12 protein-coding genes are annotated in these 14,814 nt (G+C 56.7%); 8 read left to right on the top strand and 4 right to left on the bottom strand.

The window, feature by feature from the left end:
• The first annotated feature begins 439 nt into the window (after positions 1-439).
• From RT657_RS10135 to RT657_RS10115, 5 genes are all read left to right on the top strand, one after another.
• Complete coding sequence (locus RT657_RS10135; protein WP_313654246.1) at positions 440-1,282, top strand: YPO3983 family protein; 843 nt, start codon at positions 440-442, stop codon at positions 1,280-1,282.
• Positions 1,272-1,730: a DUF943 family protein gene (locus RT657_RS10130; RefSeq protein ID WP_313654245.1), complete on the top strand. Its 459-nt coding sequence runs from the start codon at positions 1,272-1,274 to the stop codon at positions 1,728-1,730. Before RT657_RS10135 ends, RT657_RS10130 begins: the two co-directional genes overlap by 11 nt.
• A gap of 625 nt (positions 1,731-2,355) precedes the next feature.
• Entirely contained in the window at positions 2,356-3,861 is a 1,506-nt protein-coding gene (locus RT657_RS10125; RefSeq protein WP_313654244.1) for a sugar ABC transporter ATP-binding protein, read from the top strand.
• Positions 3,858-4,859 (top strand): ABC transporter permease, encoded by a 1,002-nt coding sequence (locus RT657_RS10120; RefSeq protein WP_313654243.1) that lies wholly within the window; start codon positions 3,858-3,860, stop codon positions 4,857-4,859. Before RT657_RS10125 ends, RT657_RS10120 begins: the two co-directional genes overlap by 4 nt.
• Before the next feature lie 25 nt (positions 4,860-4,884).
• Positions 4,885-5,952, top strand: a complete 1,068-nt coding sequence (locus RT657_RS10115) for a sugar ABC transporter substrate-binding protein (protein WP_313654241.1) — start codon at positions 4,885-4,887, stop codon at positions 5,950-5,952.
• An 11-nt stretch (positions 5,953-5,963) separates the two neighbouring features.
• Here the strand turns inward: RT657_RS10115 and dinB are convergent, their stop codons facing one another.
• Positions 5,964-7,019: a DNA polymerase IV gene (gene dinB, locus RT657_RS10110; protein WP_313654240.1), complete on the bottom strand. Its 1,056-nt coding sequence runs from the start codon at positions 7,017-7,019 to the stop codon at positions 5,964-5,966.
• 245 nt (positions 7,020-7,264) lie between these two features.
• Between dinB and dpaA the strand changes: the two genes are divergently transcribed.
• Positions 7,265-8,011 carry a peptidoglycan meso-diaminopimelic acid protein amidase gene (dpaA, locus tag RT657_RS10105; protein ID WP_313654237.1) on the top strand — a complete coding sequence of 249 codons (747 nt, stop codon included), beginning with the start codon at positions 7,265-7,267 and terminating at the stop codon, positions 8,009-8,011.
• Here dpaA and RT657_RS10100 read toward each other — a convergent pair.
• Both RT657_RS10100 and lpcA read right to left on the bottom strand, forming a co-directional pair.
• Positions 7,982-8,749, bottom strand: coding sequence for a class II glutamine amidotransferase (locus tag RT657_RS10100; RefSeq protein WP_313654235.1), 768 nt, complete (start codon positions 8,747-8,749; stop codon positions 7,982-7,984). The two genes, dpaA and RT657_RS10100, sit on opposite strands and share 30 nt — an antisense overlap.
• Positions 8,750-8,799: 50 nt before the next feature.
• Positions 8,800-9,378 carry a D-sedoheptulose 7-phosphate isomerase gene (gene lpcA, locus RT657_RS10095; protein WP_313654234.1) on the bottom strand — a complete coding sequence of 193 codons (579 nt, stop codon included), beginning with the start codon at positions 9,376-9,378 and terminating at the stop codon, positions 8,800-8,802.
• 243 nt (positions 9,379-9,621) lie between these two features.
• Between lpcA and fadE the strand changes: the two genes are divergently transcribed.
• Positions 9,622-12,072, top strand: coding sequence for an acyl-CoA dehydrogenase FadE (gene fadE, locus RT657_RS10090; protein WP_313654233.1), 2,451 nt, complete (start codon positions 9,622-9,624; stop codon positions 12,070-12,072).
• Positions 12,073-12,423: 351 nt separating this feature from the next.
• On the opposite strand, the gene mtnK is transcribed toward fadE, so the two are convergent.
• On the bottom strand, positions 12,424-13,623 hold the full coding sequence (gene mtnK, locus RT657_RS10085; protein ID WP_313654232.1) for an S-methyl-5-thioribose kinase: 1,200 nt from the start codon (positions 13,621-13,623) through the stop codon (positions 12,424-12,426).
• A gap of 121 nt (positions 13,624-13,744) precedes the next feature.
• Here mtnK and mtnA point away from each other — a divergent pair, with 121 nt between their 5' ends.
• Positions 13,745-14,767: an S-methyl-5-thioribose-1-phosphate isomerase gene (gene mtnA, locus RT657_RS10080; RefSeq protein ID WP_313654230.1), complete on the top strand. Its 1,023-nt coding sequence runs from the start codon at positions 13,745-13,747 to the stop codon at positions 14,765-14,767.
• Positions 14,768-14,814 lie beyond the last annotated feature (47 nt).

Genomic DNA, 14,814 nt, shown 5'->3' with positions numbered 1-14,814 from the left:
TGCCATGGTCCTCTTCCCTCACAGTCTGTTAATCCATTTTTTTTATGACTTCGCCTGGGATCTTTACATCGTTAAGGCTGAATGAACCGTACCTGCAGGATAAACAGGCGCAAATCACAAAGCGCTCATGCAATTAACGCTAACTTTCTACTGCCTCTGACGCAGACATTTTCTTTTCAGACTAACAAAAATATTAACTTATAATAAAAATAAAAGATGAATGTTATTCAGGTTCATTTATTTTATCAATTTTTAACATACTTCCCTCTCTGCATTATCTTATGCATCCAGCTTACTGACGTATCATCTGCGAGTTCATCGTCGATGAATAGCAGGGAAAAATTACGACAATGCGATATATGGCACATTCCGCCCTGTAATCAGAATGGTATATTTTTGCGGGAACGCTAACGGAAAAGAATACAAGGAGTGTATTATCATGGGCGCATTACAGTTTCCCTGCACAATATTTACCACCCGGAAGGTGATGGACGACGACAATGCTGATGATATGCGCTATGGCGACCTGACTGAGGCAGAGTTAAAATCCCGATACCGGCTGGATTACATTTCGGATCGGGTTGATCCCTGGAACCTGACTCTGCGTTCATCACTGGATCGTCCTCAATCCCTGTATTGCTGTAATCTGCGAGGTCAGGGACGCACGATTTCCCGCCAGCAGTGTGCTGAAATGCTCTTTGATGAGTTTCGCTCGTTATCCCGCATGTTTTCCCTTAGCGGCCCATACCGTCATCTGATTGAAAAGATGATCGCACACATGCAGAATAATAGCGGTAAGCCCTTCCGTGCTATGGCGCTGGACAAGGCCTTAGAAAACCATATTGTCAGTGATAAAAGTGAAAATAGCACTCGCTTATTACTCAAAAAACATTTTATAAAAGGGATTGACTGGCAGAACAAAAAATATTCATTGATAAGAGAAGATTTACGGAAAAGCATTATCAGGGGAAGGCTACCAAAGTTTGACAGGTTTCAGGATAATTATAACGGCATGGGAATTGCCGTTCATGATATCTCAGCAGCGCATATTATCTTAAAGTCATTACATATTGAAAATGATCACTACCGGGCAATATTGCATTACAAAGTACAAGATCATTTTGGTCTTGATAGTGCCGATATATTAAAGAAAACCTTCAGCCAGTTTCAATTTTTCCGCATCTGGTTTGTTCTTCAGAGAAGCAATCAATTTGGTTTTAAGCCCTTTATGACCAATATGGAAACCACTATAGAAATCATCGGTAATCGCAATGAAAAATAAAATAAAAATAGTTATTGTAATGGCGGTTTGTAGCGTCGTGCTGGCTGGTTATTTTCTCTGGTCAGAATATTGTTCGGTTAAAATTGTTAGCGTTCATGGAGCTGGAAATTTTAGTGACGTTTTAGTAAAAAATTTTCCGATTACCGATCGTGGAAAGATTGACTGGTGGTTAAAAAATAAAGACGCCCTGAAACAAAAATATGACATTCCTAAACCAGCATCTTACGATAATTATACGGTAAGTATCTGGCTGTTTGGCGAAGGTTACAAAGAAGACGATGGCTATGACCGACTCTGTTTTTCAGACATGGCGCCCCCCCTGAACTGCATCGAAAAGGACAGAGTTTTTATCATCAGTTACAGTAAAAACAGTGGTCTTACATTTACTGTTGAAGATGGTGAATACAGGATGAAAGATAGCGGTGAAATAATAAAGGAAAAGCGTTAAGCAAATGCCCTGACGGGATCGCAGACAGCCATTAGACTGGCTGTCTGCCAGCAATAACTTTAATTTAACGTAGTTAAGTATAAAAACAAAAAGCGTCCTGAGATAAACAGGTTTGCGCATCTGCACATCTGTTGCAGGGAGGCGCATCGCCCCTCCCCCCTCCCTTTTCACCTCTCCCAATGCCTGGCCGTGAAAAGGCAGCTGAAAAGCTATAGCCTTCAACGCTACAGCATGCTGAGGCGATGGTTTTCATCGTTACGCCACTACGCTTCCAGCGACAGGGTGGTCAGACTTTAGCCAGACCACCGATATCCGCACTTCCCGCAGGGTCATTTTCCAATTCATTGTTGCTATCACGGGCGCTGGCACCCGCCCCTTAAGTCACCGATACCCTGCTCAGATCTGATTAAGTCGTCTTAAATTTTCTCAGCATAATCCGCTACCTTTTCCACTCTTCTCCCCGCAATTCCCCCACGTTCCTGCGCTTCGCTGGTTATAGCCGCCATTATGTCCAGATGTCTGGATGGCTAATAAGTTTTCGTGCTAGCTTATGCGCTTTCGGCTGTTGCCGCCTTTCATCGTTCAGGAAAAAATGCGGCCAGTGATTCTTCAGGAGAGTAATGACATGCCAGGGTTAAACTGCCTTGAGATGCGTAACATCTCCATCGCTTTCGGCGGGTTTGCCGCGCTATCGTCGGTGGATTTCCGCAGTGAAGGCCATTCAGTCCATGCCCTGACCGGCGCGAACGGCGCAGGGAAATCCACGCTGATGGCGATCCTGTCCGGCGCGCATAGCCACTACAGCGGCGAGATCCTGCTGGATGGCGAGCCGGTTTCAATCCGCTCGCCCCGTGAAGCCAAACAGCGGGGGATCCACCTGGTTCAGCAGGAAGTGGATGTGGCACTGGTGCCGCAGCTCAGCGTGGCGGAAAACATTCTGCTGGATCGGCTGGCTGAGCCTGGCCACCGCTATCGCTGGGGAGCGATTCGCCGTCAGGCGCGGGCGCTGCTGGCACAGCTCGACGTGACGCTGGACGTTAACCGGCTGGTCGAACGCTGCACCCTGGCGGAAAAACAGCAGATTTTGCTGGCGCGGGCGCTCTCCCACCACTGCCGCTTCCTGATTCTGGATGAACCCACTGCCCCGCTGGATCAGCACGAGAGCGAACGGCTGTTTGCCGTGGTGCGTCGTCTGCAGCGCAGCGGCATTGGCGTGGTCTTTATTTCTCACCGCATTCATGAGCTGAAGGCGATCTGCGACCAGCTGACGGTGCTGCGCGATGGCCGCCTGGTAGAAACCGGTCCGATGGCCGCGCTCAGCGGCGAGCAGATCGTCGAGAAGATGCTGGGACATCAGCTCACCGATATCTTTCCGCCCCGCCGGCCACAAAAGGCGCAGCCGCTGCTGCTGGCGGTCGAAGGATTGCACGATGAGCAGTTACTGCAGGCTATCTCGCTGCGGCTGCACAAAGGCGAGATCCTCGGCATCGCGGGCCTGGCCGGTGCCGGTAAAACCGAACTCTGCAAGGCGCTGTTCGGCGCCAGCAAAAGCCGCATCAGCCGGGGCGAACTGCATGGTGAGCCGTGGCAGCCCCGTTCCCCGCACGACTCGGTCAGCCGCCGCATGGCGCTGGTGCCGGAGGAGCGGCGCAAAGAGGGGATCTTCATTGATGAGTCGGTCGCGATGAACCTCAGCGTCAGCGCGGACGACAGTTTTTCACGCTGGAGCCTGTTTGGTCATCGCCAGGCGTGGCACTGGGCGGAGCAGGTTATTCGCCAGCTGCAGGTGCGTACCACCGGCCCGGCTCAGACCCTGCGCCGTCTTTCCGGCGGCAATCAGCAGAAGGTGGCGATTGGCAAATGGCTGCGCAATAACGCGGACGTGCTGATTTTTGACGAGCCGACCAAGGGCGTCGATATCAAAGCGAAAACCGAACTCTTCAACCTGATAGACAACCTGGCGCGGGAAGGCAAAGGCATTATCTACGCGTCGGGTGAATTTTCTGAACTGGTCGGCTTGTGCGACCGGATTTGCGTGCTCTGGGACGGACGTATTGTAGCTGAGCTGGCTGCACAGGACGTCACCGAAGAGACGCTTTTGCTCTATTCCACCGGAGGAACCCCTGCGTGAGCAGCAAAGAAACCCATCTGAATCTGACCGCCACGTCGTGGCGTCACCAGCTTTTCGACTTCCTTTATAAATGGGGAATGTTGCTGACGGTGGTGATCCTGATCGCCGCCTTTGGTCTGGCTTCCGACAGCTTCCTGGAGCCGAATAACATCATCAATATCCTGCGCTCAATTGCCATCGTGACGGTGATCGCCATCGGCGTCTCGATCTCACTGACCGTGGGCGGCTTTGATCTCTCGGTCGGCTCGACCGCCTCACTGGCCAATGCGCTGGTGATCTCGCTCTTTGTCTGGTACGGCTTTGGCACCACCAGCGCGATCCTGATTACCCTGGCGCTCTGCACCCTGGTCGGGCTGTTCAACGCCTTTCTGATTGTGATCCTGCGTATTCCCGACATGCTGGCGACGCTGGCCACCCTGTTTGTGATTCAGGGTGTGGCGATGACCTACAGTTTTGGCGGCTCAATCACCGAGAACATGGTGCTGCCGGGCGGCGATATGGCCGAAGGCACTATTCCGGCAGCCTTTGGCCTGCTTGGCCAGGTGCCGACCATCGTGATCATTATGCTGGTGGTAACTGTCGCGGCGCAGCTGGCGCTGTCGCTGACCAAACATGGCCGCCGGATGTATGCGCTGGGCGGCAATCCTGAAGCAGCACGCCTGTCGGGCATCCGTACCACCCGCTACCGGGTGCTGGCGTATGTGCTCGCCTCGCTGCTGGCGGGTCTGGGCGGCATCCTGCTCGCCTCGCGCATCGGCTCTTCTCAGGTCAACGCCGGAAGCGGCTACCTGATGGATGCGGTCGCGGCGGCGTGGATCGGCTTCTCGCTGGCCGGCTCTGGTAAGCCAAATGCACTCGGCACACTGGTCGGCGCGGTGATCCTGGGTGTGCTGCAGAACGGGCTGGTGATGCTCTCCGTCCCCTACTATGCCATGGACATTATTAAAGGCGTGGTGCTGGCCCTGGCGCTGGCGATCACCTATATCCAGCGCCGCTGAGGCGCGTTTACCGGAGTTAATAACAATGCAAAAAATCACACTCTCGCTGCTGGCCCTGAGCCTGCTGAACGCCAGCGCCGCTTTTGCGGACACCGTGACGTCGGTGCCTGCCGCTATCGCCAGCCATAACGGCCCGATTCGTATCGCCGTGATCCGCAACCTCGGCTCCGATGACAACACCACCCAGTTTGTGGCCGGCGCGATCCAGCAGGGCCGCCAGCTGGGCTTTAAGGTCAGTACCTTTCTGAGCAACGGCGATGATGCGCGTTTCCAGGATTTCGTCAATCAGGCGATCAGCCAGAAGTATGACGGTATCGTGCTGTCACACGGTAAAGCACCTTACGCCAGCGGTCTGGTGAAGCGGATTGCCGATGCGGGCATTAAGCTGTCGGTGTTTGATACACCGGTGGATAGCCCGGTTCCGGGCGTCACCGTGACCGCCCAGGATGACGCCTCACTGGCACAGCTGTCGCTGGGCCAGCTCATCGGTGACTTCCACGGCAAGGCGAAGATCGTCAAACTCTGGGTCGCTGGCTTCCCGCCAATGGAACGCCGTCAGGTGGTGTATGAAAAACTGCTGAAAGAGAATCCGGGTATCCGGCAGCTTGAGTCGATCGGTGCGGTTTCGACTGACGTTCAGGGTGACACAGCGAATAAGATCGGCGCGATTCTGGCGAAATACCCGAAAGGTCAGATCGACGCCATCTGGGGAGCCTGGGATGCCTTCAGCCAGGGCGCGTATAAAGCGTTGCAGGAGAATGGCCGCACTGAGATCAGGCTCTACAGCATCGACGTCTCTAACCAGGATCTGCAGCTGATGCGCGAGAAAAACAGCCCGTGGGTGCAGACGGTAGCGGTGGATCCGAAAACCATCGGTGCGGTCAACATGCGTCTGGTGGCGAAGAAGATTGCCGGTGAAGAGACGCCAGCCACCTACCAGTTCAAAGCCGCGTCGATTTCACAGCAGCAGCTGAGCAGCCAGCCGGGCGCAGTGAACGTCGCATCGCTGAACAAAATCATTCCGGGCTGGGGCGACAATCAGGATTTCGTCGCGCCGTGGTTCGCGACCCTGGCGGCGAAAAACAGCAAATAAAGGGCGGGCCGTCAGAGCCCCAGCAGCAGCTGACGCTCAAGCTGGGGATCGACCATCGTCACATGTAACCCTACCAGCCTTACGCCACGCCCGGCACGACGCTCATCCCACGTCTTGCGGGCGATGGCGATCATGTCCTCTTTATTCAGCACCGGCCAGATATGCTCCTGGGTCGTCTGCTGAAAGTCACTGAACTTCAGTTTGACGCCCTGACGTGCCACCTGCTTATCGGGACGGATTTGCGTCAGACGGCGATCCAGCTCGGCATAAAGAAAATCGATAATCTCCAGGCAGGCCTCCCAGTCGTTGATATCCTCCGCCAGGGTGCGCTCAACGCCCAGCGATTTACGCTCACGCTCCACGATCACGCCCCGCTCATCAATGCCGTGGCTGCGCTCCCACAGTACCCGGCCAAACTTACCAAAGCGCTTCAGCAGCAGCGCCAGATCCGTTTTCTGCACGTCACCGCAGGTAACCAGCCCCATCTCCTCCAGCTTTTTGGCAGACACTTTGCCGACGCCGGGAATTTTTACCAGCGGCAGGGTCAGCAGAAAATCCGCCATTTCCGGCGGCGTAATCACATACTGCCCATCCGGCTTGTTGAGGTCAGAGGCGATCTTTGCCAGAAACTTAATCGGGGCGATCCCCGCCGACGCGGTGAGTCCGGTTTCACGGAAAATGGTGGCGCGGATTGCCTGTGCCATCAGCGTCGCGGAGCCGTGACAGTGCGGGCTGTCAGTCACATCCAGATAGGCTTCATCCAGCGAAAGCGGTTCAATCAGCGGCGTGTAGCGGGTAAAGATGTCGCGGATCTGCGCAGAGGCTTCTTTATAGGCATCAAAGCGGCCCGGCAGCAGACGCAGATGAGGGCAGAGTTTAAGCGCCATGCCGGTGGGCATCGCGCTGCGCACGCCATATTTGCGGGCCGGATAGTTGGCGGTGCTGATCACGCCGCGACGTTCGCGGCTGCCACCAATGGCGATCGGGATATCGCGCAGCTGGGGATTATCACGCATCTCCACCGCGGCATAGAAGCAGTCCATATCGACATGAATGATTTTACGCATACCCCCCTCCGGCACTGGATAAGTATACAGTCGGAGGAACTAACTGCAATCTCTGTTGCGTTAAGCATTAACGTTTACAAATTTCTGGCCGATTATCTGCCTGTAATTCGCGAATTTGACGGCGACCGTCTTGCTAAAAAAACAGACAATGTTTAATGTTGCGCTGCGGTAGCGGACAGTTCCGATAATGCAAGCAGAGACGCACAATTTGCGTCATGTTCTCTTCACCTCAAGGTACACACAGCATGGGCAAAATCGCACTCCTGTTTGCGATGATTTTACTGCCAGCCCTCAGCATGGCAATGACTCCCGAACCCGTTCAGACGGCGGCACCGGTCAGTAAAGAGTTAAAGAAACAGTTACTTGGCACCCCGGTTTATATCCAGATCTTCAAGGAAGAACGCACTCTAGAGCTTTACGGCAAAATTGGTAACGAATACCGCCTGCTGGATACCTACCGCATCTGTAATTTTTCAGGTGGCCTCGGCCCGAAACGCCGCGAAGGCGATTTCAAAAGCCCGGAAGGGTTTTACAACGTGAAGCTGAATCAGCTGAAGCCGGACAGCCGGTTTTATCGCGCGATCAACATCGGCTTCCCGAATCAGTATGACCGGAATCAGGGCTACAGCGGCAACTACCTGATGATTCATGGCGACTGTAAGTCAATTGGCTGCTATGCCATGACCAACGCCTATATGGATGAGATTTTTACTTATGTGAATGCCGCGCTGCGTAACGGTCAGCAGGATATCAGCATCAGCATCTATCCGTTCCGGATGACCGACAGTAATATGCAGCGCCACCGCTACTCCACCTACGCCAGTTTCTGGCAGCAGCTGCAGCCGGGATACGCTTACTTTGCGAAGTATCACCAGCCGCCGGTAGTGAACGTTGCCAGCGGGAAATATGTGATGAACAGCAGCCCGGCACCGGTTTTAGCCAGTCCCGAAGCCGCTTCACGCTCATTCCTGGCGCTCTCCAAGACAGAATAAGGCCCATTCGCCTGGCGCAATCCGCTGCCAGGTTTCATTGGCCGTCAGCGGCTGCGTCGCAATCACCGTCACCACGTCATGGGGCGTGGTGTGCTGCTGAAAATCGACCTCTACATCCTGATCCAGCAGCTGCGCCCGGCCAAAGGGCGCACGACGGGTGATCCAGAAGAGATTGGTCGAGCAGAAGGCCATCAGATAACGGCCATCTGACAGCAGCATGTTAAACACGCCCTTCTGTCGCAACATTCCCGCCAGCTCCCCGATAAAACGAAATACCGCAGGCCAGTTGCCCGGCGTGCGCGGGTAGCGCGTGGCCAGCTGATGCAGGATCCAGCAGAACGCCTTTTCACTGTCCGTTTCGCCGACCGGCCGGAAAGTGCCGGTTTCCAGCTGGCGGTAGCCTTTGAGCTGACCGTTGTGCGCATAGGTCCAGTTGCGGCCCCACAGCTCGCGGGTAAACGGGTGCGTATTTTCCAGCGACACCTGACCCCGGTTCGCCTGACGGATATGCGCCACCACCGAATGCGATTTGATGGGGTACTCCTGCACCAGACGCGCAATCGGCGAGTTAAAGCTTGGCAGCGGATCTTTAAACGTACGGCAGCCTTTGTCTTCGTAGAAGGTAATGCCCCAGCCATCTTTGTGAGGCCCGGTTCCACCGCCGCGCTGAACCAGTCCGGTAAAGCTGAAACAGATATCCGTGGGAACATTGGCGCTCATCCCGAGCAATTCGCACATAGCCACCGCCTTAGATTAAGCCGCCTCCTGTAAGCAGGAGGCCGGCGCGATTACTTCACCATCTCTTTTTCAACCAGCAGCATCAGGATATGGATCACTTTGATGTGGATCTCCTGAATACGATCTGCATAGCCAAAGTGCGGCACCCGGATTTCAATGTCGGCACTGTCCGCCATCTTACCGCCATCTTTACCGGTCAGGGTGATCACTTTCATCCCCTGCGCACGCGCCGCCTCAACCGCCCTGATGATGTTGGCGGAGTTACCGGAGGTAGAAAGGCCCAGCAGCACATCGCCTGGCCGCCCTACCGCTTCCACGTAGCGTGAAAAGACATAGTCGTAGCCAAAATCATTACTGACGCACGACAGATGGCTGACATCAGAGATGGCAATCGCCGGATAACCAGGACGGTTTTCACGGTAACGGCCGGTCAGCTCTTCGGCGAAGTGCATCGCATCGCAATGTGAGCCACCGTTACCGCAGGAAAGCACCTTGCCGCCCGCTTTGAAGCTGTCAGCCAGCAGCACCGCAGCACGCTGGATCGCATGGATATTGGCATCGTCACTGAGGAATTTGTTCAGCGTATCAGCAGCTTCATTGAGCTCAGCGCGAATGATGTCCTGGTACATAGGGGTGTCCTTTTGTAGGAGAGGTTAATCGCAGCAAGTTTAACGGAATGGCCCGTCAGCGCAAAGCACCATGCCAGGCCGTGGCAGCGATTGTGGCCACAGCCGCAGACGAAAAAACGCACAGAACAGGGATTTTGTGAGGCAGGTTGTAATTGCGATGTAAACGAATTGATAAATAGCGCCAACTGCTCTAAACCTCTCCTTATAACAGGTCAGACCTCTTACTACTTGGAGCGGTTCACTATGATGGTTGTTTCGATACTTGCCACGGTGGCGCTGATTGGCGCCCTGTTCTATCACCGCCTGTCGTTACGGCTCAGCAGCGCGATCCTGCTGCTCTGGACCGCCGCGATGGCTGTCGCTCATCTCTGGACGCCGTGGCTGCTGCTGCCGCTGGCGATCATTCTGCTGCCGTTTAATCTGCCGTCAATGCGTCGCAGCCTGTTTTCAGCGCCGATCTTTCAGCGCTTCCGGAAGGTGATGCCACCGATGTCGCGCACCGAAAAAGAGGCGATCGATGCGGGCACCACCTGGTGGGAAGGCGACCTGTTTCAGGGCAAACCGGACTGGCAGAAGCTGCACAACTATCCTCAGCCGCGTCTGACCGCCGAGGAGCAGGCGTTTCTCGACGGCCCGGTAGAGGAAGCGTGCCGCATGGCCAACGATTTCCAGATCACTCATGAGCTGGCCGATATGCCGCCGGAACTCTGGGCCTACCTGAAAGAGCATCGTTTCTTCGCGATGATCATCAAGAAAGAGTATGGCGGGCTCGACTTCTCTGCCTATGCGCAGGCCTGCGTGCTGCAAAAACTGGCGGGCGTGTCCGGCATTCTGGCAATCACCGTCGGCGTGCCTAACTCACTCGGCCCGGGCGAACTGCTGCAGCACTACGGCACCGACGAGCAGAAAAATCACTATTTACCGCGCCTGGCGCGCGGCGATGAGATCCCCTGCTTTGCGCTGACCAGCCCGGAAGCGGGTTCCGATGCCGGGGCGATCCCCGATACCGGCGTAGTCTGTATGGGCGAATGGCAGGGTAAACAGGTGCTGGGTATGCGCCTGACCTGGAACAAACGCTACATTACGCTGGCGCCGATTGCGACCGTGCTGGGCCTGGCCTTCAAACTTTCCGACCCCGATCATCTGCTCAGCGACAACGAAAATCCGGGCATCACCTGTGCGCTGATCCCGACGAATACGCCTGGCGTGGAGATTGGTCATCGACACTTCCCGCTGAACGTACCCTTCCAGAACGGCCCGACCCGCGGCAAAGATATCTTTGTGCCGATTGATTACATTATCGGCGGACCAGACATGGCGGGTCAGGGCTGGCGGATGCTGGTGGAGTGTCTGTCGGTAGGTCGCGGCATTACGCTGCCGTCCAACTCAACCGGCAGCCTGAAAACGGTGGCACTGGCGACCGGCGCCTACGCCCATATCCGCCGTCAGTTCCGCCTCCCCATTGGCAAGATGGAAGGGATCGAGGAGCCGCTGGCGCGCATCGCCGGCAACGCTTACGTCATGGACGCCGCCGCCACGCTGATTACCGCCGGGATTATGCAGGGTGAAAAACCGGCGGTGCTGTCGGCGATTGTGAAATATCACTGCACCCATCGCGGTCAGCGCGCCATTATCGACGCCATGGATATTGCCGGCGGTAAAGGCATTATGCTCGGCAACAGTAACTTCCTGGCTCGCGCCTATCAGGGTGCGCCTATCGCTATCACGGTGGAAGGCGCGAACATCCTGACCCGCAGCATGATTATCTTCGGTCAGGGGGCTATCCGCTGCCATCCTTATGTTCTGCAGGAGATGGCGGCGGCCGCCAGCAACGACGTTAACGCGTTTGACCGGGCGCTGTTCAGCCACATCGGCCATGTCGGCAGCAGCGCCATGCGCAGCCTGTGGCTGGGCATAACCGCCGGACGGACCAGCGCCAGCCCGACACGCGACAGCACCCGCCGTTACTATCAGCACCTGAACCGCATCAGCGCGAACCTGGCGCTGCTCTCTGATGTGTCGATGGCCGTGCTGGGCGGCAGCCTGAAACGGCGTGAGCGCATCTCGGCGCGTCTGGGGGATGTGCTGAGCCAGCTCTATCTTGCTTCAGCGACGCTGAAACGTTATGACGATGAGGGCCGCAACGAAGCCGATCTGCCGCTGGTCCACTGGGGCGTGCAGGATGCGTTGCATCAGGCCGAAGCGGCGATGGACGATCTGCTGCGTAACTTCCCGAACCGTCTGGTCGCAGGCGCTCTGCGTATGACCCTGTTCGCTGGCGGACACCACTGCCCTGCGCCGTCTGACCGTCTGGATCATCAGCTGGCGAAAATGCTGCAGCAGCCTTCCGCGACCCGCAGCCGTCTGGGCCGTGGCATGTACCTGACGCCGGGTGAAAATAACCCTGCCGGTCAGCTGGAACAGGCGCTACAGGATGTGATGGCCGCTGAGGTGATTCATGACCGGCTGTGCAAACAGACGAAACAGCATCTCTCCTTTACCCGGCTGGATGCGCTGGCGAAGCGCGGGCTGGAACAGGGCTGGATCGATGCGGAAGAGGCTGAGATCCTGCAGCGTGCCGAAGTGAGCCGTCTGCGGTCGATTAACGTCGATGAGTTTGAGCCGGACGCACTGGCGGTGCCGGTGCCTGAAAAAGCGCCTCAGCCTGCCTCACGGGCCAGCGAGGCGGCATAGGGGTCAGGGCCGATGTGATGTCGGCCTCTAAAAACAGCACTGGCTCAGGGAGTATACGCCCTCCGTAAAGACGCAAAAAACGCCATCCCTGGCCCGCTATGCTTTACTCCGGGCGTATGCTCCCATCGCTTTAAGTTCCGTACTCTGTCAGCCGGCAAAGCCAGGTCAGGTTAAACCTGGCCGCAACTAACAAACGCAAAGCGCAGGGAACACGGGAAGAGGAGGAAAGCGTCCCGCGCCACGGATGGCTTTAGCGACTTTCCGATCTGACCGTGTTTCCTGCGCTGGCACACCCTCACAGCTGGCAGAAACGTTGTCTTTTCTGAAAACCGACGTCACGTCGGCCTTTCTTTATCCAGCCTGACGGATGCGGGCAATCAGCGCATCCACATCCTCTACGTGGTCGGCCGCCAGAATCAGCGTGCGTCCCAGGTTAATCGCGTTACGAATGCAGTCGGTGCGCATCGCCGGATCGGCAATCAGCTTCATATCCGCAACGTGGGACATCCCCACCGTGCGGCGAATCAGTTCAGTTCCGCAGTAGCCAATGGTGTCGGCCCACACTTTGCGCAGAAACGCTGCCGCGTAGCTCGGATAAGCCAGTGCCTGATCGCGCGTTTTCTCTGCCGCCAGCGCCAGAAAACGTGAGGCAAAAGTCGTCCAGAGGGTGTGTATATCGCTGAGGCGCTGTTCGCGGGCGTCGGCCGCCTCGCGCGGCGCCAGCAGCCCCGGCAGGCCACAGTAGTTAATCAGCAGGTTGCCTACCGCAGTACCAACATCAAACCCGATGGGACCAAAATAGCCAAATTCCGCATCAATCGCCTTGAGGCTGCCGTCAGCAACGAAAATCGAGCCGCTGTGAATATCACCATGCAGCAGCGCTTCGGCGTGGGCAAAGAAGCGATGTTTCAGGCCGCCTACCGCAATGCGCAGCGCAGCGTCGTCGCGCAGACTGGCGACCAGCGGTTCCAGCGCAGCGGGATAGCTGTTGCGCTCGTGGTTGGTGTAGGGATCATTAAAAAAGAGATCCTCGGTGATTTCGCACATTTCCGGATTGATGAAACGCGCCACTTCCGCTTTTTTCTGGTGCGGATGCAGGATGAAATCGGAGGTGTGGAACAGAGTGTCTGCCAGATAGACGCCTAACTGCCGGGCCGCTTCCGGGTAATAAACCCCCTTTACCAGCTCGCCGCGCCAGATGCGATGACTGGAGAGATCCTCCATGACCATCACCGCCAGATCCGCATCGTAATGGGTAATCTGCACCGTGTGCTGCGGGCAATGTTTGTAGTGCTCGACCAGCGTCTGCGCTTCCAGCCGCGCCCGGTCCAGCGTCAGTGGCCATGACTCGCCCACGCAGCGCACATAGGGCAGCGCCTGCTTGACCACCACCCGGCTGATGCCCTGGTCGTCATAGATCTTAAACACCAGGTTGAGGTTGCCATCACCAATCTCTTCTGCCCGGCTCAGTGCAGCAGGATTGTCCACACCGCCAAATTGCCGGGCATAGTCCACAGCATCAGCAGCGGTAAAGGTATGGTATTGCGACATTGCCTGTTCCTCGTCAGTCGAAGGGGGATGACCGGGTATAATAAGCCGTTCAGACGTCTATACATCCGCTCAGCATGTTGGCACAATATCAGCCATTAACGCAACATGGATTTCACCCACAATGCAGACACTTAAAACTACCAGTTTACAGGTTCGTGACAATCAGCTCTGGATCCTCGACCAGCAGGCGCTGCCGCAGCAAAAAAACTGGCTGCCCGCGCACAGCGTGCCGCAGTTGATTGAGCATATTCATGCGTTGCGGGTGCGTGGCGCGCCGCTGATCGGCCTTTCCGCCTCGCTGCTGCTGGCGCTGCTGGCCGGTCAGGGAGAGGGACGGGCTGAACTGGCGCGGGCGCTGGAGACCCTGCGCGCCGCCCGCCCTACCGCGGTTAACCTGATGAACAATCTGGATCGGATGAAAGTGGCGCTGGCGCAGCCGGACTTTGCGTCCGCGCTGGCGAAAGAAGCCTGGCGGCTGGTGCAGGAAGATAAGCAGTTGTGTGACGCTATCGCTGAGGCGGGCTGCACGCAGGTGAAACCCGGCAGCCAGCTCCTGACCCACTGCAATACCGGCGGCCTGGCCACGGCGGGTGTCGGCACCGCGCTGGGCGTCATCGCACGGGCGCATCAGCAGGGCCTGGTGAAAAATGTCTGGGTGGATGAGACCCGCCCGCTGCTTCAGGGGGGACGATTAACGGCCTGGGAGCTGGGTGAACTGGAGGTGCCTTACACCCTGATTACCGACGCCATGGCCGCCAGCCTGATGGCGCGTGGCGAGGTGGATGCGGTCTGGGTCGGCGCGGACCGCATTGCCGCCAACGGCGATGTGGCGAACAAAATCGGCACCTACAGCCTGGCGGTACTGGCCCATTACCATCGGATCCCGTTTTACGTCGCGGCTCCGCATACCACGCTGGATCGCCACTGTCCTGATGGCGCGGCGATTCCAATCGAGCAGCGTGCCGCCAGCGAAGTCAAAGGCGTTGCCGGCAGCTTTGGCAGCGTTCAGTGGGCGCCGGAGGCAGCAAAGGTCTTCAATCCGGCGTTCGATGTCACGCCTGCCGCCCTGATCAGCGGCTGGATACTGGACACCGGCGTGGTGACGCCCGATCAGGTGCGGGACGGCTTCTTTCAGCCCCGCTAAGGCTGTAAGAGGGGGCGGGCTACGCTGCCCGACACCCTACACGCAGG

This window comes from Pantoea sp. (assembly GCF_032114055.1).
Taxonomy (GTDB): Bacteria; Pseudomonadota; Gammaproteobacteria; order Enterobacterales; family Enterobacteriaceae; genus Pantoea.
Note: the sequence above shows the minus strand (reverse complement) of the source record. Positions and strands in the feature narration are given on the sequence as shown.

What these genes read in the sequence shown, in the direction of transcription:
- RT657_RS10135 (WP_313654246.1), top strand. Translation starts at nt 440, where the DNA reads ATGGGCGCATTACAGTTTCCCTGCACAATATTTACCACCCGGAAGGTG.
- RT657_RS10130 (WP_313654245.1), top strand. Translation starts at nt 1,272, where the DNA reads ATGAAAAATAAAATAAAAATAGTTATTGTAATGGCGGTTTGTAGCGTC.
- RT657_RS10125 (WP_313654244.1), top strand. Translation starts at nt 2,356, where the DNA reads ATGCCAGGGTTAAACTGCCTTGAGATGCGTAACATCTCCATCGCTTTC.
- RT657_RS10115 (WP_313654241.1), top strand. Translation starts at nt 4,885, where the DNA reads ATGCAAAAAATCACACTCTCGCTGCTGGCCCTGAGCCTGCTGAACGCC.
- dinB (WP_313654240.1), bottom strand. Translation starts at nt 7,019, where the DNA reads ATGCGTAAAATCATTCATGTCGATATGGACTGCTTCTATGCCGCGGTG.
- dpaA (WP_313654237.1), top strand. Translation starts at nt 7,265, where the DNA reads ATGGGCAAAATCGCACTCCTGTTTGCGATGATTTTACTGCCAGCCCTC.
- RT657_RS10100 (WP_313654235.1), bottom strand. Translation starts at nt 8,749, where the DNA reads ATGTGCGAATTGCTCGGGATGAGCGCCAATGTTCCCACGGATATCTGT.
- lpcA (WP_313654234.1), bottom strand. Translation starts at nt 9,378, where the DNA reads ATGTACCAGGACATCATTCGCGCTGAGCTCAATGAAGCTGCTGATACG.
- fadE (WP_313654233.1), top strand. Translation starts at nt 9,622, where the DNA reads ATGATGGTTGTTTCGATACTTGCCACGGTGGCGCTGATTGGCGCCCTG.
- mtnK (WP_313654232.1), bottom strand. Translation starts at nt 13,623, where the DNA reads ATGTCGCAATACCATACCTTTACCGCTGCTGATGCTGTGGACTATGCC.
- mtnA (WP_313654230.1), top strand. Translation starts at nt 13,745, where the DNA reads ATGCAGACACTTAAAACTACCAGTTTACAGGTTCGTGACAATCAGCTC.